General features: G+C 71.6%; 14 protein-coding genes and 1 pseudogene. 10 read left to right on the top strand and 5 right to left on the bottom strand.

What is annotated here, in order from left to right; genetic code table 11:
- Positions 1 to 55: 55 nt before the first annotated feature.
- Positions 56 to 1,078 carry a diguanylate cyclase domain-containing protein gene (locus tag DIE23_RS27395; protein WP_409364257.1) on the bottom strand — a complete coding sequence of 341 codons (1,023 nt, stop codon included), beginning with the start codon at positions 1,076 to 1,078 and terminating at the stop codon, positions 56 to 58.
- Positions 1,079 to 1,582: 504 nt separating this feature from the next.
- On the opposite strand from DIE23_RS27395, the gene bcsB reads away from it, so the two are divergent.
- Genes bcsB through DIE23_RS27440 form a run of 9 tightly spaced genes read left to right on the top strand, consistent with a single transcriptional unit; the run spans position 1,583 to position 16,324 of the window.
- The gene (gene bcsB / locus DIE23_RS27400; RefSeq protein ID WP_124614976.1) at positions 1,583 to 3,910 is read left to right on the top strand and encodes a cellulose biosynthesis cyclic di-GMP-binding regulatory protein BcsB; all 2,328 of its coding nucleotides are present in this window, start codon (positions 1,583 to 1,585) and stop codon (positions 3,908 to 3,910) included.
- A gap of 3 nt (positions 3,911 to 3,913) precedes the next feature.
- Positions 3,914 to 5,134 carry a cellulose synthase complex periplasmic endoglucanase BcsZ gene (gene bcsZ, locus DIE23_RS27405; protein ID WP_124614977.1) on the top strand — a complete coding sequence of 407 codons (1,221 nt, stop codon included), beginning with the start codon at positions 3,914 to 3,916 and terminating at the stop codon, positions 5,132 to 5,134.
- Positions 5,119 to 9,057: a cellulose synthase subunit BcsC-related outer membrane protein gene (locus DIE23_RS27410; RefSeq protein WP_124614978.1), complete on the top strand. Its 3,939-nt coding sequence runs from the start codon at positions 5,119 to 5,121 to the stop codon at positions 9,055 to 9,057. The genes bcsZ and DIE23_RS27410 overlap by 16 nt, the downstream gene beginning before the upstream one ends.
- 8 nt (positions 9,058 to 9,065) lie before the next feature.
- Positions 9,066 to 11,042, top strand: a complete 1,977-nt coding sequence (gene bcsE / locus DIE23_RS27415; protein WP_124614979.1) for a cellulose biosynthesis protein BcsE — start codon at positions 9,066 to 9,068, stop codon at positions 11,040 to 11,042.
- Positions 11,039 to 11,248, top strand: a complete 210-nt coding sequence (locus tag DIE23_RS27420; RefSeq protein ID WP_124614980.1) for a hypothetical protein — start codon at positions 11,039 to 11,041, stop codon at positions 11,246 to 11,248. The genes bcsE and DIE23_RS27420 overlap by 4 nt, the downstream gene beginning before the upstream one ends.
- Positions 11,245 to 12,033, top strand: a complete 789-nt coding sequence (gene bcsQ / locus DIE23_RS27425) for a cellulose biosynthesis protein BcsQ (protein WP_124614981.1) — start codon at positions 11,245 to 11,247, stop codon at positions 12,031 to 12,033. Before DIE23_RS27420 ends, bcsQ begins: the two co-directional genes overlap by 4 nt.
- Positions 12,030 to 14,567: a UDP-forming cellulose synthase catalytic subunit gene (gene bcsA / locus DIE23_RS27430; RefSeq protein WP_124614982.1), complete on the top strand. Its 2,538-nt coding sequence runs from the start codon at positions 12,030 to 12,032 to the stop codon at positions 14,565 to 14,567. Before bcsQ ends, bcsA begins: the two co-directional genes overlap by 4 nt.
- A gap of 27 nt (positions 14,568 to 14,594) precedes the next feature.
- Positions 14,595 to 16,148, top strand: a complete 1,554-nt coding sequence (gene bcsG / locus DIE23_RS27435) for a cellulose biosynthesis protein BcsG (RefSeq protein ID WP_124614983.1) — start codon at positions 14,595 to 14,597, stop codon at positions 16,146 to 16,148.
- Entirely contained in the window at positions 16,130 to 16,324 is a 195-nt protein-coding gene (locus tag DIE23_RS27440; protein WP_124614984.1) for a hypothetical protein, read from the top strand. Before bcsG ends, DIE23_RS27440 begins: the two co-directional genes overlap by 19 nt.
- A 64-nt stretch (positions 16,325 to 16,388) precedes the next feature.
- Here DIE23_RS27440 and DIE23_RS27445 read toward each other — a convergent pair whose 3' ends face one another.
- The 4 genes from DIE23_RS27445 to DIE23_RS27460 are packed head-to-tail and all read right to left on the bottom strand — an operon-like array spanning position 16,389 to position 19,622.
- The gene (locus tag DIE23_RS27445) at positions 16,389 to 17,273 is read right to left on the bottom strand and encodes a pirin family protein (protein ID WP_124614985.1); all 885 of its coding nucleotides are present in this window, start codon (positions 17,271 to 17,273) and stop codon (positions 16,389 to 16,391) included.
- A gap of 31 nt (positions 17,274 to 17,304) precedes the next feature.
- Entirely contained in the window at positions 17,305 to 17,697 is a 393-nt protein-coding gene (locus DIE23_RS27450; RefSeq protein ID WP_124614986.1) for an OsmC family protein, read from the bottom strand.
- Between the two features lie 49 nt (positions 17,698 to 17,746).
- Positions 17,747 to 19,327: a Na+/H+ antiporter gene (locus DIE23_RS27455; protein WP_124614987.1), complete on the bottom strand. Its 1,581-nt coding sequence runs from the start codon at positions 19,325 to 19,327 to the stop codon at positions 17,747 to 17,749.
- 34 nt (positions 19,328 to 19,361) lie between these two features.
- Positions 19,362 to 19,622, bottom strand: coding sequence for a XapX domain-containing protein (locus DIE23_RS27460; protein WP_124614988.1), 261 nt, complete (start codon positions 19,620 to 19,622; stop codon positions 19,362 to 19,364).
- 275 nt (positions 19,623 to 19,897) lie between these two features.
- On the opposite strand from DIE23_RS27460, the pseudogene DIE23_RS27465 reads away from it, so the two are divergent.
- A pseudogene (locus DIE23_RS27465) lies at positions 19,898 to 19,983 on the top strand (hydrolase); the annotation flags it as partial.

Genomic DNA, 19,983 nt, shown 5'->3' on the forward strand with positions numbered 1-19,983 from the left:
GGCCGCGGCGCGGGACGGCCAAACGCGCCGCGCATCCCGCGTTACACGTCAAGCGTCAAGCGTGCGCCACCCGCTGCGTCCGCGTGCGCTTCACCTCGTACATCGCCTGGTCCGCATGCTCGATCAGCGCGTTCATGTCGGTACCGTCGTCGGGCAGCATCGCGATGCCGACACTGACGCCGAGCCGCAGCGGATGCCCCTCGAATTCGAACGGTTCGCCGACCTGCCGGGCGAGCCGTGCGCGTTGCGCGTCGACGTCGTCGCGGCCGCCGACGCTCGGCAGGATCACCGCGAACTCGTCGCCGCCCACCCGCGCGACCGTATCCGAGCGCCGCACGGCGCCGAGCATCCGCGTGGCGATCTCGCGCAGTGCGGCGTCGCCTGCGCGGTGGCCATACCCGTCGTTGATCGGCTTGAGCCCATCCATGTCGATGTTGAGGATGCCGAGCCGACCGTTCGCGCGCAGCGCCGTATGCATCGACTGGCGCAGGCGGTCGTAGAACAGCGCGCGGTTCGGCAGGCCGGTGAGCGCGTCGTGCGTCGCGCGCAGGTAAAGCGCGTTCGCCTCGTTGCGCGCCGCGTGGAACATCGCGGCGGCGATCAGGTCGGCCGTGAGCCGCAGCGTGCCGGCATCGGCGGCCGAGAAACCGTCGACGTCCGGCGACATCACCTTCAGCACGCCGACCGTCGTCTCCGCATGGGTGAGCGGCATCACCAGCATCGAGCGCAGCCCGACGCGGCGGCATGCATCGCGATCGACGCGCGGGTCGGTTTCCGAATCCATGCAGTGCAGCAATTCGCCGCGCGTCACGCACAGGCCCGACAGGCTACCCGAGCGGCGCAGCCGCAGCCCGAGCATCCCGGCGGCGGAGCCCGACGCGGCGCGGTACACCATGTCGTCGCCTTCGGCGAATTCGACCGCCGCACCGCTCGCGCCCGTGAGTTGCGGCACCTGCTCGGTCACGTAAGCCATCACGCCGCCGAGATCGAGGCCGAGTTTCGCGATCTCGGTCTGCGCGGCGATGATGCGCAGCAGCGTGTCGGGGGACGCCGTGGCGGTGTCGACGTTTTGATCCAAGTCAGTTTTCCGTGAAGAAAGCCCGGCACGCGGAGCGGGCTTGAGGTAGCATACGCGCCGCCCACGCGGCAGCGCGTTCCGGGGGGCCCGCAAGGGGTCGCATCCGGCATCCGGCCGATTCGGCGGCGCGACGGTTCGCCGGTCGGGCAGCGCCGGCAGTATGCCGGTCGGTCCGGCCGGCAGCAACAGCGTAATTCTTGCCATTCAATCGCCGCGCGCAGTATTTCCGACCGTATTGAGTTGTTTTTCACTTCGTCTGCACGAATCAGGGTGAATTTCGTCCCTATTTTGAGATAGTGTGACGAATGTGCGAGCGCCGGTGCCAGGCGCGCACCGTCTGACGGGCCGGCAGCAGAAGCGTGCGCCGCGTCGTTTCGATAAATGCATTCAGGCCAGATTTTGAGGGGAAGCAGTGGGGATGTGCACTCACGGGCATAGCTGCTTTGCGCGCGCCGCTTGCGGCGCGCTTGATCACCGGTCGACCATGACGATGCGGGGCCGCGCATGAAGCCGGCCGCGTCGCTGTTCGTCCTGTCGCTCGCCACGTTCGGCGCGTTCCATGCGGCCGCACTGTCGGCCGCGCCGATGCCGGCCGCTTCGGCGTCTGTTTCGGCGACCGCTTCGGCGTCCGCAGGCAGCCCGGCCACGCCGGCGCTTGCCGGCGGCGCGGCCGTGCCGACCGCCGCCAGCGCGGCGTCCGCCGGCCTGCCGGCAACGACCGTGCGCCTGCCGTTCGCGTCGCTCGGCGCGTTCGATCCGGTGCACCTGCGCGGTACCGACGATGCGCGCACGATCCATGCGGGCGTGCGGCTCGACCGCGTGGTCACCGGCGCGCGGCTGCGCCTGACCTACGCGTATTCGCCGTCGCTCGTGTTCCCGATGTCGCACCTGAAGGTCTCCGTGAACGGCGAGGTGGTCGCGACCGTCCCGTTCGACGCGACGCGCGCGGGCCGCGCCGTCACGCAGGACATCCCGATCGATCCGCGCTACTTCTCCGATTTCAACCAGATCGGCCTGCGGCTGATCGCGCACTATTCGCTCGATCACTGCGAGGATCCGTCGAGCTCGGCGCTGTGGGCCGACGTGAGCCCGACCAGCGAGCTGATCCTCGACGAGTCGCCGGTGCGCCTGCCGAACGATCTCGCGTTGCTGCCCGCGCCGTTCTTCGACCGGCGCGACAACGGGCTCGTGCGGCTGCCGTTCGTGCTGCCGGCGTCGCCCGACTCGGCGACGCTGCGCAGCGCCGGCGTGCTCGCGTCCTGGTTCGGCGCGCAGGCCGACTACCGGCAGGCGCGTTTCCCGGTCGCGGCGACGCTGCCGGCCGACGACCAGGCGGTGGTGGTCGGCACGGTCGCGACCTTGCCGGCCGGTCTCGCGTTGCCGTCGGTCAGCGGCCCGCTGCTCGCCGTCGCCGACAACCCGGCCGCGCCCGGCCGCAAGCTGATGGTCGTGACGGGCCGCACCGCGGCCGAGGTCGACGATGCGGTCGCGGCGCTCGTGCTCGGCCGCGCGGCGCTGTCGGGCCCGGCGGCGACGGTCGCGCACGTCGATCTCGGCGCGCCGCGCAAGCCGTACGACGCCCCGCGCTGGCTGCCGGTGAATCGGCCGATCGCGTTCCGCGAACTGGTGTCGGATCCGCGCGAACTCGAAGTGCGCGGCACGTCGCCGGACGCGATCCGGCTGAACCTGCGCGTGCCGGCCGATCTCCATTCGTGGAACGGCTCGGGCGTGCCGATCACGCTGCGCTACCGCTACACGGCGCCGACCGTGCAGGACAACTCGACGCTTGCCGTCGAGATCAACGAACAGCTCGTGAAGTCGTACCGCCTCGGGCCGTCCCATGCGGAAGACGCGCGCGGGCGCATGCAGCTGCCGCTGCTGTCGGTGCCGGAAGGGCGCGTGACGAGCGATGTCGACATCCCGGCGTTCCGCGTCGGCAGCGGCAACCAGCTGCAGTTCCGCTTCACGCTCGATTCGCAGAAGACGGGGCTCTGCTCGAGCACCGCGACCGAGCCGCAGCGCGCGGCGATTGATCCCGATTCGACGATCGACTTCTCGCACTTCGTCCACTACGCGCAATTGCCGAACCTCGCGTTCTTCGCGAACAGCGGCTTCCCGTTCACGCGCTTCGCCGACCTGTCGCAGACGGCGGTCGTCATCCCGGACCGGCCGTCGCCGCAGGAACTGGAAGCGTACCTGACGATGCTCGGCCACATGGGGCAGTGGACCGGCTTCCCGGCGCTGCGCGTGCAGGTCGCGCGGCCCGGCGACGTCGCCGCGCTGGCGGGCAGCAAGGACCTGCTCGTGATCGACGGCTCGCCCGCGTCGCCGTTGCTGTCGCGCTGGCGCGCGGCGTTGCCGCTGTCGATCGACCAGCAGGCCGGCACGGGCGCGACGCGTGTCGCGTTCTCGGTGAAGGAGCGCTGGCGCAACGGCGTCGGCATGGCCGACGGCGGCGCGCATATCGAACAGACGGGCTCGCTCGCCGCGCTCGCCGGGTTCGAGCTGCCGGGTAGCCATGGCCGCAGCGTCGTGGCGCTGACGGCGACCGACCAGGCGCGTCTGGCCGACCTGCTCGACGTATTCGAGAAGCCGGGCCTCGTGTCGCAGCTGCAGGGCGACCTCGCGCTGGTGCGGCCGGGGCAGGTCGACAGCCTGCGCGTCGGCGAACCGTACGTGGTCGGCTTCGTGCCGTGGTATGCGCGCGTCTGGACGCACGCGGCGCGGCACCCGGTGGTGCTCGGCGTGGTCGGCGTCGTTGCGGGGCTGTTGCTCGCGCTCGCCGTGTTCAGCGTGCTGCAGAGAATCGCCGCGCGCCGCCGGGGGATGTAACGGATGGCGTGGGCATTCGCAAGGCGACGGGCAGCGCAGCCGGCGCGGCGGGTCGGCACGGCGCTCGTGCTGGCCGTCGCGGCGGCGTGCGCGGCGGCCGGGACCGCCGGGCGCGCGCAGGCGGCGCCAAGCGGCGCGGCCGACGGGCAGTGCGGCGCGTCATGGCCGCGCTGGGACGCGTTCAAGCGCGATTTCATGTCGGCCGACGGCCGGGTGATCGATGTCGGCTCGGCGGATTCGCGCACGGTTTCGGAGGGGCAGGCGTATGGACTGTTCTTCGCGCTCGTCGCGAACGACCGGCGCACGTTCGACACGATCCTCGCATGGACCGAGAACAACCTCGCGCAGGGCGACCTGAGCGCCCGCCTGCCGGCGTGGCTGTGGGGCCGCGCGCCGGACGGCGCGTGGCGCGTGCTCGACGCGAACGCGGCGTCGGATGCCGACCTGTGGATCGCCTACACGCTCGTCGAAGCCGGACGGCTGTGGCGCGAGCGCAGCTACACCGCGCGCGGCGCGCTGCTCGCGAAGCGCGTGCTCGACGACGAGACGGCCAGCGTGCCGGGCCTCGGCCTCACGCTGCTGCCCGGGCCGATCGGGTTCAAGCTGGCCAATGGTCAATGGCGCGTGAACCCGAGCTATTCGCCGCCGCAGGTGATTCGCGGGCTCGCCGCGCGCCTGCCCGACGATCGTCGCTGGGCCGCGCTCGCGGCCAGCACCGGCCGCGTGCTGCTCGACACCGCACCGAAGGGCTTTTCGCCGGACTGGGCGCTGTATCGCGCCGGTGCCGGTTTCGGGCCCGATCCGCAGACCCGCGCGGAAAGCGCGTACAACGCAATCCGCGTGTACCTGTGGGCCGGCATGCTCGATCGCGCCGATCCGCTCGCCGCGCCGCTGCTCGCGCGCTTCGCGCCGTTTGCCGACCATATCGCCGCGCATGGCGCGCCGCCGGAGAAGGTCGACACGACGACCGGCGTCGCGGGGCCGAACGACGGCAACGGCGGCTTCTCGGCGGCGGCCGTGCCGTTCCTCGACGCACGCGGCCAGCATGCGCTCGCCGATGCGCAGGCGGCCCGCGTCGATACGCTCGCGCGCCAGTCGGCGCCCGGCTACTACACGAGCGTGCTGACGCTGTTCGGCCTCGGCTGGCGCGACGGCCGCTACCGGTTTGGCGCGGACGGGTCGCTCGACGCGCGCTGGGAGGACCGTCGATGCGTGGCCCGATGAAGCGCACCGCACCGCGCGCCGCGGGGGTCGCGTGGCTCGCGTCAGCGGTCTGTGCGGCGGCGCCGGCCGCGGCGGCCGTCGCCGTCGCAACGCCGCCGAAACCCGCCGTGCCGAAGGCCGTGCCGGCTTCGACGCCGGCCACGGCCGATCTGTCCGACGCGCGGCGTCAGCTCGCGACCGCACGCATGTGGGGCGCCAAGCATCGCGACGACCTCGCGCGCGACGCACTGCGCAAGGGGCTCCTGATCGCGCCGAACGATCCCGAATTGCTCGCGGAACAGATGCGCGTGCTGCTGCGGCTCGGCGACGCGCAAGGCGCGCAGGCCGCGCTGGCACGCCTGCAGGCACGCGCGAGCGCGGCGCCCGACACGCGGCGCGCGGCCGACGAATACCGCATCGCGACGAGCGGCCGCGGCGAGATGGCGCAGATCCGCCTGCTCGCGCGCAGCGGCCGCGCCGACGAGGCGGCCCGGCGGATCGTGGCGCTGTTTCCGAACGGCGCGCCGTCCGGCGCGCTGGGCGCCGAGTACTACCAGATCGTCGCGAATGCGCCGGGCGGCCGCGAACCGGCGATCGCCGCGCTGCGCCGCGCCGTCGTGGCCGACCCGCAGGACGCGAATGCAGCGCTGGCGCTCGCGCGGCTGCTGAACCAGCGCGAGGACACGCGTGCGGAAGCGAACCGGATCGCGTGGTCGCTCGCGAAGCGGGCCGACGCCGACCATGCGGAAGCGATGGCCGTGTGGCGGCGCGTGCTGCAGTCCGCCGGCAACGATCCCGCGTATCTCGATGCGCTGCATGCGTATCTCGCGCTCGTGCCGGACGACACCGAATTCCGCGATCGCGTCGCCGCACTCGACCGGCAGCGCGACGCGCAGCGCCGGCTCGAACGCGACCCCGACTACATCGCGCGGCAGCGCGGCTTGCAGGCGCTCGCGCGCGGCGACCTGACCGGCGCGGATCCGCTGCTCGCGCGCGCCGCGCAGGCGCGCGCCGGCGACGCCGACGCGGTCGGCGGGCTCGGCCTGTTGCGCCTGCGCGAAGGCCGGCACGACGAAGCGCGCGCGCTGTTCACGCGTGCCGCGTCGCTGTCGACCGACCAGCGCGGCAAGTGGCAGAGCCTCGCCCGCACCGCGCAGTTCTGGGGGCTGCTCGCGCAGGGTCGCGCGGCGGCGTCGGCCGGACGGCCGCAGGATGCCGAACGTGCGGCCGACGCCGCGCTCGCGCTGCAGCCCGATAGCCCGGATGCGAAGCTGCAGCTCGCCGATGCGCTGCTCGCGCAGCACGACTGGGCACGCGCGGAGCCGTTGCTGCGCGAACTGCTGGCCGCGCGTTCGCCGAACCCGTCGGCGGTGCGCGGCACGGCGACGCTGTACGAGAACACCGGCCGCGCGGACCGCGTCGGCCCGCTGCTCGACGCCCTACAGGGCCGCGTGACGGGCCGCGACGATCGCCGCGCGCTCGACGGGCTGCGCGCCGACCTGCTTGCGAGCCAGGCGCGCTCGCTCGCGGACAAGGGCGAACGCGGGCCGGCCGCGCAACGCTACGAAGCGGCCGTGCGCGCGGCGCCCGATGCGCCGTGGACGCGTTTCGCGCTCGCGCGGCTGTATCGCGACATGGGGCTGCCGCAGCTCGGCCGCACGGTGATGGATGACGGGCTCGCGCAAAGCGATACGCCCGAGATGCGCTATGCGACCGCGTTGTATCGCAACTCGCTCGACGACATCGCGGGCGCGCAGGCCGCACTCGCAGGTGTCGACGACGCGCACCGCTCGGACGGCATGCGTGCGCTCGCGCGCAGGCTCGATGCGGAAAGCGCGCTGGCCGGCGCACGCGGCGCGCTCGGCCGCGGCGATCGCGCGGCGTTCGCCGCATCGCTCGCGCATGCGCAGGCGAGCGCGCCGGACGATCCCGACATGCTGGCCGCGATCGGCGCGCAGTGGATCGACGCGGGCGAACCCGAGCGCGGCCTCGCGCCGTTGCGCGACTGGATCGCCGCGCATCCGCGCGAGGCCGATCCCGACGTGCGGCTGCGCTACGGCGACCTGCTCGGCAGCGCGGGGCGCGACGACGCGCTCGTCGCGTGGCTCGACGCGCTGCGCCGCGAGCCGGCGCTGACGCCGGCACAGACCGCACGGATCGAGGATCAGTCGCTGCGGAGCGTGCTGCGGCAGACGGACGACGCGATCGCGCGGCAGGACTATGCGCGCGCCCGCACGCTGCTCGATCGTGCGAGCCCGGCCGGCCGCGCGGACAAGCGCTACGCGCTCGAGCTGGCCGACCTCGAGCGCGCGCAGGGGCATGACGATGCCGCGCGCGACGCGCTCGCGCCGGTCGTCGCGCGCACGCCGGACGATGCCGATACGCAGCTCGCGCTCGCGCGTATCGACGAGGACAGCGGCCATCGCGCGGCCGCGCTCGCACGCGTGCAGGCCGTGCTCGCGCGCACGCCGGACGACGACGTCGATACGCGGCTGTCGGTCGTGCGCCGGCTGAACGCGCTGCGCCGCCCGGACGAAGCCGCGCAGTTGATCGACCCGCTGCGGGCCGCGTATCCGGCGCGCGCCGACGTGACGGTCGCCGCCGGTCGCGTGGCCGAGGCGCAGGGCCGCTACGACGATGCCGCGTCGCTGTACCGGCTGTCGCGGTCGCAGGAACGCACGAGCGGCGTGAGCCCGGGCCGCGACGGCCGCACGCCCGCGCAGGCCGCGTTCGCGGATCTCGAACAGCGGCGCGACCCGGAGATCGAGATTGGCTGGCTGCCGGCGTACAAGTCGGGCGACGAAGGGGTTTCCGCGTACCGCGCGCAGCAGGTGCCGATCTACATGCAGGTGCCGGTGCGCTACGACGGGCACGCGTTCCTGCAGCTCGACACCGTGCACCTGGACGCCGGCACGCTCGATACGAGCGACCCGAACGCGTATTCGCTGAAGACGTTCGGGACCTTCGCGGCGCTCAACACGCCGATCGGGCTGCCCGCGCCGTTCACGGCGAATCCGTCGGCCGCCGCATTGATCGCGCATCCGCAGGGCGACCTGCACCAGCCGATGACGGGCGTCGCGCTCGGCGCCGGCTATCGCACGGACGCGTGGCGCGTCGATCTCGGCACGTCGCCGCTCGGCTTTCCGGTGCATTACCTAGTCGGCGGCGTGCGCTACCGCTTCGACGCGGGCCCGGCGAGCTTCACCGTGAACGCGTCGCGCCGGCCGGAGACGAGCAGCGTGCTGTCGTATGCGGGGATGCGCGACCCGTGGACCGGGGCGGTATGGGGCGGCGTGCGCCGCGACGGCGTGAACCTGCGCGCGGCGGTCGACGTCGGGCGCGTGAACCTGTTCGCGGAACTCGGTGCGGGCGTGCTGTCCGGCCGCAACGTCGAGCGCAACGCGGAAGTCACGCTGCGCTCGGGCTTCACGGTGCCCGTGTACGAACGCGCGACGATGAAGGTGAGCACGGGGCTCGTCGGCAATGCGTGGCACTACGCGCAGAATCTGCGTTACTACACGTACGGGCAGGGCGGTTACTACAGCCCGCAGCGCTACCTGTCGCTCGGCGTGCCGATCGAGTGGGCGGGGCGGCGCGACGCGCTGTCGTGGGACCTGACCGTCACGGCCGGGATCTCGAACAGCTACGAAAAGGATTCGCTGTTCTACCCGACCTTCTCGGGCCAGCGCGCCGCGCAGGAGGCGGCCGGGCTCGTCTATGCGGGCAGTTCGACGCGCGGCGTGTCGTTCTCGTACGGCGTGAACGGCATCGTCGAGTATCGCGTGAATCCGCACCTGAGCGTCGGCGCGCAACTGCACGTCGACCGGTCGCACGACTACGCGCCGAGTTCGGCGCTCGTGTACCTGCGCTATGCGTTCGACGCGCGCGCGGAGCGTAGCTGGCTCGTCACGCCGACGCCGGTGCGGCTTTATTCGGATTACTAGGGGAACGCGTGAATACGGAATTCGATGCCACCCGTCCCGCGCTCGGCGCCGCCCGCCTGCTGGGCCGCCTGCGCGCGCTGCTGCGCATGGGGCCGGCGGGCGGCCGAGCCGGCCCGCTGAGCCGGCTCGCGATCGACGGGCTGCCCGATACGTGGACGCAGCTGGAAGCGGGCGGCTTGTACGCGATCTATGCCGCTGCCGGCACGCCGGCATGCGACGCGCTGGTGTGGGAAAGCGCGCGGCAGTCGCGCACGCGCGACGTGACGGTCGTGCTGTCGCGCGACACGGCGCGCGTTGCCGCGCAGCTGCAGGCGCGCGGTTTCTCGGGCGGCGCGCATCCGGCCGGCTGGCCGCCCAACCTCAACGTGCTGGCGATGCCGCCGGTGCCCGGGGCGGCCGCGGCGGCCGATGGCGACGCCGCGATCGAACCGGGTGCGCCGCGCCGTGCGGCGCCCGGTCCGTTCGCGCGGCTCACGGGCGGCTTGCGCGCGATGAAGCGCTACGGCTTTCGCGCGCGCTCGCTGTATTTCATCGAAGGCGCGCAACGCTGGTTCAGCTGGAACGATCCGGCCGCACTCGCGGAAGAAGCGCACGCGCTCGCCGACTGGTGCCGCACGCACCGGATCGCGCTGGTGCTGCTGGTCGATCCCGAGATCGTGCGCACCGGCGCCGATCCCGATACCGACGATCCGCCGCTCGTGCGCGATGCGAATCGCGCGCCGCGCAGCGGCTTTCACGGCGTGTGCTCAGGCGTCGCGCAGCTGCAGCGCACGCACGGCGAACTGCTGTGGGTCGTCGATTTCTGGCGCGCGGGCGAGACGCTCGCGGCCGGCGAAGTGCGGCCGCTGCGTTTCGCGCCGGGCGGCCGGCTCGCGGCGGTCGTCGACGGGGCCGCCGCCGAACCGTCGCGCCGGATGAAGCTCGCGACTGACGAGGATCGCATCGTCGTCAGCCGCGCGGTGCTCGACGACGCGGGCCGCGTGCCCGCCGGCTGGGAAATCGTCGACGACAACGCGGCGGTCGTCGCCGCCTGTGCGCACGCGCAGGCCGCGACCGCGGTGCTCGCGTTCCGCTCGCATGCCCAGATCGAGGCGCTGTGCGCGGCCGTTCACGCGCTGCGCCGCCAGTGCGGCGGCGCACTCAAGATCGCCGTCGTCGAGCGCGACGAGGTGCTGCGCCAGCAGTTCGAGATGCTGCTGCTGAGCGTCGGCGCGAACCGCGTCGTCGCGCGCGACCTGCCGCTGTCGCGGATGCAGGCCGCCGTGCACGCGCTGCGCGGGCAGCTCTATGCACGGCCCGTCGCGCCCGACTATCGCGCGGCGCTGGCGGCCGCGCTCGGCGATTCGGTGCTCGGCTACCTGCCGGTCGGCGCGTTCTGCCTGCGGATTCGCGCGGTGCTCGATCGTGGCGCCGTGCTCGCGCTGCCGCATACGCTCGCGAAGATCGCGCTGCTGCCCGACGTGTCGCACGTCGATGCGCTGCGGCACTGCCGGCCGCGCCGCGCGGGCGACGTCGTGACGGCCGATGCCGGACACCTGTACGTGTTCCTGTTCGCGTGCGAGCCGGCCGATGCCGAGGACGCGCTCGCGCGGATCTTCGACGTGCCGGTCGATACGCTGTCCGATCGGGTCGTGTGTCTCGGGGAAGGCAGCATCGACACCGAGCTCGACGCGCTGAAGACCGAGAACCGGCGTGCGCCGATCGCCGACTACAGCGACCTGTTCGCGGCCACGCAGCCGGCGGGCGCCGCGCGTGCGACGGCGGCGCCCGCCGATCGCGACGCGGCGTCGACTGAATCGAGCGAAGTGAGCGAAGTGAGCGGTTCGATCGACGCGATCGATACGATCGTCGCGCTCGAGGCGATCGCAGCGACGCCGGCACCCGTGCCCGTCGACGCATCGGCGCCGGAACCCGCCATTCCCGCCGCGCGCACGCGCGGCGCCATCCGCAGCGCGATGCCGCTGCGCAATCCGGAGGTCGCATGATCGCCGAACTCGTCATCGGATTCATGGTCGGCATCGCGATCGCGGTGCCGGTGTGGATCGTCGTGCAGCACCTGGGCCTCGGCCGCGGTTTTCATGCGCCGCGCGGGCTGCACCGGCGCGACGCGGTGCCGTGCGAACTCGTGCCGGTCGCGCTGCGCGGGCGCCTGCTGCCCGATGCGGGCAGCGCCGACGAGGCCGCGCGATGAAGACGATCGCCGTCACGTCGACGGCCGGCGGCGCGGGCCGCACGATGCTCGCCGCCGCGCTCGCGGTGCTGCTCGCGCGCCGCGGCCGGCCGGTCGTCGCGGTCGAGTTCGACGCGCAGAACCTGATGGGCGCGACGCTCGGGCTCGACTCGCTGGCCGAACACGGGCTCGCGCACAGCCTGCTCGGCGACCCTGGTGACGCCGCACCGTGGCACGCGCATACGTGGCGCAATGCCGACGGCGTGCTGTTCGTGCCGTACGGGCAGGTCGACGCGGCGGGCGCCGCCGCCTGCGATGCGCGGCTCGCGGCCGATCCGGCCTGGCTGTCACGTGCGCTCGACGAGATCGCGCTGCCGGCCGACGGCGTCGTGCTGGTCGACACCGCGCGCTATCCGTCGCCGCAGGCCGAGCAGGCGATTCACCGTGCCGACCTGACGCTCGTCGTCGTGCCGCCTGAACCGGCCGCGTGCGCGACCGTCGCCGCGCGCCTCGACGCGCTGCGCGCCGGCGGCGGCGACCTGCAGATCGTCGTGAACCGGCTGAACCCGGCGCGCGACATGCAGCGCGATGCGCTCGCGATGCTGCGCGCGGTCGCGGGGCCTGCGTCGATGCTCGAGCAGCGGATTCACGTCGACGCGGCCGTACCGGAAACGCTCGCGCGCGGCAGCTGGATCTTCGACGACGCGCCGTATTCGCAGGCGTCGCACGACCTGAACGGCGTCGCGAACTGGGTCGACACGTGGCTCGCGGCGGCCGCGGCCGGCCGCACGGGAGCGCGGCGATGAAGGCCGCCTTCGCGTCGCGCTGGCGCGCCGCGGCCCGGCGCGCGACCGACTGGTGCGCGCGCGGGATCGGGCTGCCGGCCCAGCGCACGCTGCTCGACTGGCTCGTGCGGCTGTTCTTTCATGCGCCGCCGCCCGGCCGGCCCGACCCCTTGCGCCGCCGGGCGCGCCGCGCCTTCCTGTGGCTCGCGCAAGAGTGGGGCGTGCTGCAGCCGCTCAGCCCGCGCGAATGGCTGTGGCGCGCGATCGTGCGCGCACCGCGCGCGGCCGAGAGGCAGCCCGCGCGCGATCCGCTCGCATGGTTCGACACGTTCGTCGTGCCGGTCTACGTCGCGATGCGCGCGCTCGGCGCACGCATCGACGCGCTGCTCGCGCGTCTGCCGTGGACGCGCTGGGGCGGCTGGCTCGACGCGCGCGCGCACGGTGTCGGCCGGCACCGCTGGCTCGCGCCGCTGCTGCTGGTCGCCGGCGCGCTGATGTGGGCCGCGGCCGGGATGTCGCCGCTGATGCCCGGCGCGCAGTTCGCGTTCTTCGCGATCGTCGCGGTGCTGGCGCTCGCGCTGCGCCGCCTGCCGGGCCATCTGCCGACCCTCGCGCTCGCATCGCTCGCGCTGCTCGCCACGGTCCGCTACGTGTGGTGGCGCACGACCCAGACGCTCGATTTCCGCAGCCCCGTCGAGGCGTTCACCGGCTACCTGCTGTACGGCGCCGAAGCCTATACGTGGATGATCCTGCTGCTCGGCTTCATACAGACCGCGTGGCCGCTCGACCGGCCGATCGTGCCGCTGCCCGACGATCCCGAAAGCTGGCCGAGCGTCGACGTCTACATCCCGACCTACAACGAACCGCTGTCGGTCGTGAAGCCGACCGTATTCGCGTCGCAGAGCATCGACTGGCCGACGACCAAGCTGCGCGTGTACCTGCTCGACGACGGCCGGCGCCCCGAGTTCGAGGCGTTCGCGCGGGAGGCGGGGATCGGCTACCTGACGCGCGACGACAATCGCCACGCGAAGGCCGGCAACATCAACCGCGCGTTGCCGAAGACGCATGGCGAATACATCGCGATCTTCGACTGCGATCACGTGCCGACGCGCTCGTTCCTGCAGACCACGATGGGCGTGTTCCTGCGCGACCCGAAATGCGCGCTGGTGCAGACGCCGCACCATTTCTTCTCGCCCGATCCGTTCGAGCGCAACCTCGGCACGTTCCGCGAGATCCCGAACGAGGGCAACCTGTTCTACGGGCTGGTGCAGTCGGGCAACGACCTGTGGAACGCGACGTTCTTCTGCGGATCGTGCGCGGTGCTCAAGCGCACCGCGCTGGAAGAGGTGGGCGGCGTCGCGGTCGAGACCGTGACCGAGGACGCGCACACCGCGCTCAAGCTGCATCGCCGCGGCTACACGTCGGCGTACCTGCCGACCGTGCAGGCGGCCGGCCTCGCGACCGAGAGCCTCGCGGGCCACGTGAAGCAGCGCACGCGCTGGGCGCGCGGGATGGCGCAGATCTTCCGCATCGACAATCCGTTCCTCGGGCGCGGGCTCGGCTTCATCCAGCGGATCTGCTACGGCAACGCGATGCTGCATTTCTTCTACGGGATCCCGCGGCTCGTGTTCCTGACGATTCCGCTCGCGTACCTGTTCTTCCACCTGTACTTCATCAATGCGTCGTCGATCGCGCTCGCGAGCTACGTGATCCCGTACCTGGTGCTCGCGAACGTCGCGAACTCGCGGATGCAGGGACGCTATCGCCATTCGTTCTGGGCCGAGGTCTACGAATCGGTGCTCGCGTGGTACATCGCGCTGCCGACCACCGTCGCGTTCTTCAGCCCGCGGCACGGCAAGTTCAACGTGACCGACAAGGGCGGCAAGATCGACGAAGGCTACGTCGACTGGTCGACGTCGAAGCCGTACCTCGTGCTGTTCGCGCTGAACGTGCTCGCGATCGCGGCCGGGCTGTGGCGGCTCGGGGCCGACCAGGGCGACGAGGCGTCGACGATCCTGATCACGCTCGGCTGGACCGTCTACAACCTCGCGATGGTCGGCGCGGCGATGGCCGTCGCGCGCGAGACCAAGCAGGTGCGCGTCACGCACCGGATCGCGATGCGCGTGCCGGCGACGCTGCTGCTCGCCGACGGCTCGACGGCCGCGTGTTTCACGAGCGACTACTCGACCGGCGGCCTCGGCCTCGAGGCGGTGCCGGGGTTGCCGCTCGCGGTCGGCGACACGCTGACGGTGTGCGTGACGCGCGGCGACCGGCCGTTCCCGTTCCCGGTGCGCGTGAGCCGCGTGACGCCGACCCACGTCGGCGTGAGCTTCGAGGCGCTGACGCTCGAGCAGGAGCGCCAGCTCGTGCAGTGCACGTTCGGCCGCGCGGACGCGTGGCTCGACTGGCACGCGAGCGCGCGCTCGGACACGCCGCTGCGCGGGCTGAAGGAAGTGCTGCGTGTGGGCCTGGACGGTTATGTACGGATGTGGAAGGGTGCGGCGCGCGGTGTGCGGTCGATGCTGGCACCCAAGCTTGATCGGGCGCGCGACTGACGCGGCGCCCATCACGGAGTGGTTTAGATGACGTTCTGGAATCTGTATTTCATCCTGAAGTTCGCGCTGTTCGCGACCGGCCACCTGGAGCCGCTGTGGCTCGCGAACCTCGCGTTCGCGCTGGTGCTCGCCGCGAGCGCGCCGATCCGGAAGCGCGTGTGGCGCATCGTGCGGCAACTCGTCGCGATCGCGATCGCGGTGCCGCTGCTCGCGCGCGAACTGCATGCGCCGCCGCTCGCGCGCCTCGCCGAAGCCGCGCGCGAGGTCAGCACGTTCCGCCTCGACTACTGGATCGAGCTGCTGCCGCGCCTGTTGCCGCCGGTGCTGGTGCTGACGGTGACGGGCGTGCTGATCGTCTATTTCATCGTCAACCGCTGGGTGCGCGTCGCGACCTTCGTGCTCGCCGCGCTGATCGTGATGCCGCTGTGGCAGGCCGGTAACGGGCTGATGGCGCGCGTCGTCGCGCCGCTCCCGCAACAGGCCGACGCGACGGGCGGGCGCGCCGGCCAGCCTGAGGACCACAACGCGGCGCTCGCGACGTTCCGCGCGCAGGAGTCGCAGCGGCAGGTCGCGTTCGGTCGTCTCGGCAACGATCCGGCCGCGCGGTTCGACGTGATCGTGCTGCACGTCTGCTCGCTGTCGTGGGACGACCTCGATGCCGCGAAGGTGCGCAATCACCCGATGCTGAGCCACTTCGACTACCTGTTCAACAACTTCAGCACGGCGGCGAGCTACAGCGGCCCGGCCGCGATCCGCGTGCTGCGTGCAAGCTGCGGGCAGGAAGCGCACGCGGACCTGTACAAGAGCGCGCCGCAGCAGTGCTACCTGTTCTCGCAACTCGCGTCCGCCGGCTACACGGTGCAGTCGCTGCTGAACCACGACGGCCACTTCGACAACTTCCTGCAGGTCATTCACGACAACATCGGCGTGCCCGACGCGCCGATGATCTCGAACGCCGCCGCACCGGTCGCGATGCATGCGTTCGACGGCTCGGCGATCAAGGACGACTACGGCACGCTCGCGAACTGGTACGCGCAGCGCGCATCGGTGCCGGGCCCGGTCGCGCTGTACTACAACACGATCAGCCTGCACGACGGCAACCGCGTGGTGGGCAGTTCGCTCACCAGCATCGATTCGTATCCGCAGCGCGTGACCAGGCTGATGAACGATTTCGACCGGCTCGCCGACCTGATCGCGCAGTCGGGCCGGCGTGCGGTGATCGTGTTCGTGCCCGAGCACGGCGCCGCGCTGCGCGGCGACAAGAACCAGGTGGCCGGCCTCCGCGAGATTCCGACGCCGCGCATCGTCCACGGGCCGGTCGGCGTGCGGCTCGTCGGCTTCACCGGCGATCACGGCACGACGACCGTGATCGATCAGCCGACGAGCTTCCTCGCGCTCGCGCAGCTGCTGTCGAACCTCGTGTCGAATAGCCCGTTCAAGCCCGGCGTGACGCTCGCGCAATACGCGGCCGACCTGCCGCGCACGCGGATGATCGGCGAGAACGAGGGCACGGTGACGATGCAGACGGCCGCGGGCTATGCGGTCAAGACTCCGGACGGTGTATGGATCGACGAACAGTAAATATCGGCGAAGGCGACGACGATCGCCTGTCGCAACCGAACGACGTGCTTGGCCTCGCGCGGCATCTGCCCGCGCTGGATCCGACGCGCTACGTCGACGAGCAGGCGCGGCGCGCGTTCGTCGAATCGCTCGACCGCTGGCCGGTGCTGGCGAAGCTGATGGGATTGAAGGATTGAAGCCGTAAACGCGCGGCGGCCGGCGTGAATGCCGGCCGCCGCGTCGATGGATCGACTTATTGACTTACTTCGTCTTGCGCTCCGGCTGGCGCGTCCACTCGTTTTCCTCGCCGGGCACCTTGCCGAAGGTCTGCGCGGCCCACGCGTTGCGGGCCACCTCGATCTTCGCACGCTCGCTCGACACGAAATTCCACTCGATGAACCGCTCGCCCGGCAGGTGCGCACCGCCGAGCAGCATCACGCGCGCGCCGTTCGCGCTGGCGAGCGCGACGCTCGCGCCGGGCTCGAGCACGGCCATCGTCGCGGGGGCGAGCGGTGCGCCGTCGATCGTGAGGTCGCCGTCGACGAGATACACGCCGCGCTCGTCGTGTTCCGCATCGAGCGCGAGTTGGCCGTCCGCGGCGAATTCCGCATACGCATAGAGTGTCGGCGAGAACACGGCGACCGGCGACGTGAGGCCGAACGCGGTGCCCGCGATCACGCGCACGCTCGTGCCGTCGCGCGTGAACGACGGCAGCGTGTCGGCCGCGTGATGCACGAACGCGGGCGCGGTGTCTTCGTGCTCGACCGGCAGCGCGACCCAGGTCTGGATCCCGTGCACCGGCTGTGCATGCGGGCGGTCCTCGTCGGGCGAACGCTCCGAGTGGACGATGCCGCGCCCGGCCGTCATCCAGTTCACGTCGCCGGGCACGATCTTCTGCCGGAAGCCGAGGCTGTCGTGATGCATCAGCGTGCCGTCGAACAGGTAGGTGACGGTCGCGAGGCCGATGTGCGGATGCGGCAGCACGTCGATGCCGCTGCCGGCCGGCAGGACGGCAGGCCCCATCTCGTCGAAGAAGATGAACGGGCCGACGAGGCGCGCGGCGCGCGCGGGCAGCACGCGGCGCACGACGAGGTTGCCGATGTCGCTCTCGCGCGGCGTGAGCAGGGTCTTGATCGATGCGGACATGGTGAAGGTCTCGTGGTCGAAGGGCGATGCGTCAGGCGATGGCCGTGTCGATCGCGATCGGGTGCGTGAGGATCTTGTGCACCGGGCATGCATTCGCGATCTGCAGCAGGCGCTCGCGCTGCTCGTTCGACAGGTCGCCGTCGAGCGTGATGCGACGCATGATCGTGCTGCCCGCGCTGCCCGATTCGTGCGCGAGCTTCACGTGCACTTCGGCGAGCGGCCAGCCCTTGCGTTGCGCATACATCTTCAGCGTGATCGCGGTGCATGCGCCGAGGCTCGACAGCAATAGTGCGACGGGTGTCGGTGCGGAATCGCCGCCGCCGAGCGACGCGGGTTCGTCGGCGCGCCACTGATGGACGCCGTCGGTGAAATGGACCAGGTAATCGACCGAGCCGATGCTCGCTTCGACGGACAGTTCGCGCATTGCAATTCCATGTGGGGAAAGGGGAGGCGGGCCGGCGGCCGGCCGGACCTTACGGTTCGAGCAGACGCTGCAGCCGCAGTTCCTCGAAATCCAGCTCGGATTCTATGCGGTGCAGCACCGCGTCGTCGACCCGGCCATCGCGATGCAGGTCGAGCAGCGCGTCGCGCGACACGCCGACCAGTTCGAGCTCGACGCGCAGCATCCGTGCGCGCACGTCCGCCGGTTCCGCGCCGTCGCGGTGCGCGCGTTCGTTCAACGCGACGCGGCTCCGGTATTCGGTCAGCAGCCGGTCGAGCGATGCGCGTTCGAGAGTCGAGCCGCGCTGCTCGCGCGCCTCGAGCTCGGCGAGCGCCGCACCGAACGTATGCGCGCGCGCCGCGTGCTCGGACATCGTGTGCCGCGCGGCCGGGCGCAGCTTCAGCACGCGGATCAGCGGCGCGAGCGTGCCGCCCTGCACGACCAGCGTCGCGATGATCAGCAGGAACGTGCTGAACAGGATCAGGTCGCGGCCGGGGAAGTTGCTCGGCAGCGCGATCGCGGCGGCGAGGCTCACGACACCGCGCATGCCCGACCAGCCGAGCACGACGGCCTCGCGCCACGACCACGGCGCATGGCCCGCGCGCGGCGCGCGCAGGCGGCCCGGCAGCCACATCGCGACGAACACCCACAGGACGCGCGCGGCGATCGCGGCGGCCGTCGCCGGCAGCGCGACGCGCAGGCCGGCCATCAGCACCGCGCCTTCGTGGTTCACGCCGGCGAGGATCGCGTGCAGCGCGAGGCCGATCAGGATGAACACCAGCGCGTCGAGCACGAACACGATCGCTTCCCAGGTCGCCTTCGCCTTGATCCGCATGTCGGCGTCGAACACGCGATGCTGGCGCACGCCGAGCACGAGGCCGCAGGTCACGACCGACAGCACGCCCGAGCCGTGCACGGCTTCCGCGATCCCGTAGCTGCCCCACGCCATCGCGAAGGTCACGACGATACCGAGCATCGGCTCGCGCAGACGCTGCAGCACCCAGCACATCGCATGGCCGCACGCGAGGCCGACCGCGATGCCGATCAGCGTGAGCGAGAAGAACAGGCCGGTGGCGCTCGCGGTCGTGATCGTGACGGCGAGCGCGGCCGAGACGGCCATCTGATACAGCAGCAGGCCCGATGCATCGTTGACGAGGCTTTCGCCTTCGAGCACCGCGACGAGCCGCGCGGGCAGCGGATGGCGCTGCAGGATCGCCTTCGCGGCGACCGCGTCGGGCGGCGACACGATCGCGCCGAGCGTGAAGCACGCGGCCCACGGCAGCGCCGGATTGGCCGCATGCACGGCGAACGCGACCGCAATCGTCGTGAACACCACCGCGCCGAGCGCGAGCGACGCGATCGACGCGAGTTCGTGCCGGAATTCCTTCCATGCCGTATAGAAGCCGCTCGACATCAGGAGCGGCGGCAGCACGGCCGCGAGCAGCAGTGCCGGGTCCATGTCGGGCACGCGCTTGCCGGCGACGGCCACCACGCAGCCGCCGAGCAGCAGCACGACGGCCGGCGGAATCGAGACCCGCTCCGCGAGCCACGTGAGCGCGCCCGCGCCGCAGATCAACAGCAGCAGGTAATGGAACAGCTCGACGTTGCTCATGCGCGGCGCGTGCGGCCAATGCGGGGCGTGCGCGTCACGATGGCTTGCGGTCGTTCGTGCTGCCGCCCGGCAGCGCGCCGAACATGTGCTGGCTGCACTTCGCATCGCGCCATGCGGCGTTCAGCCGGTGACCCGCGAGCATGCGCCGCGCGACGGGCAGGATCTGCTCGCCGGCGAGCATGCCGAGCAGCCCGACGAGCGCGATGATCGGCGGCGCGGGCGAGTTCACGCCGATCGCGCCGTAGATGACGCCGGCGAGGATGCCGGCGAGCAGCGACAGGACATAGGATTTCATGATGGGCGTCTCGTGATCGGACGATGGGGGGCGACGAGTGCATCGTCGAGGTCCCGGAAGCGTATCGGGTTTACGTGAAGAAAAAAAGGGCGGATTGCCCTTGTCGACCACCTATTCTGGAATCCGAGTGATTCCGGTTTTTGGGTGTTCGTCCAGCAGGATTGCAGTTTAAATAATTGGAGCCGGACGGCGCCGACCCGGCGCAACACCGACTCGAGTCTCCCGCGTTCGCGGCGAGGCCGGTCCCTCTTTTCGTTCACAGGATGATTCACGCCATGAGCAACCCGAAACTTGAAGTACTCACTCCGCAGAACAGCCAGCTGATCTTCATCGACCAGCAGCCGCAGATGGCGTTCGGCGT

The sequence above is a fragment of the Burkholderia sp. Bp9143 genome, assembly GCF_003853645.1.
Lineage (GTDB): Bacteria > Pseudomonadota > Gammaproteobacteria > Burkholderiales > Burkholderiaceae > Burkholderia.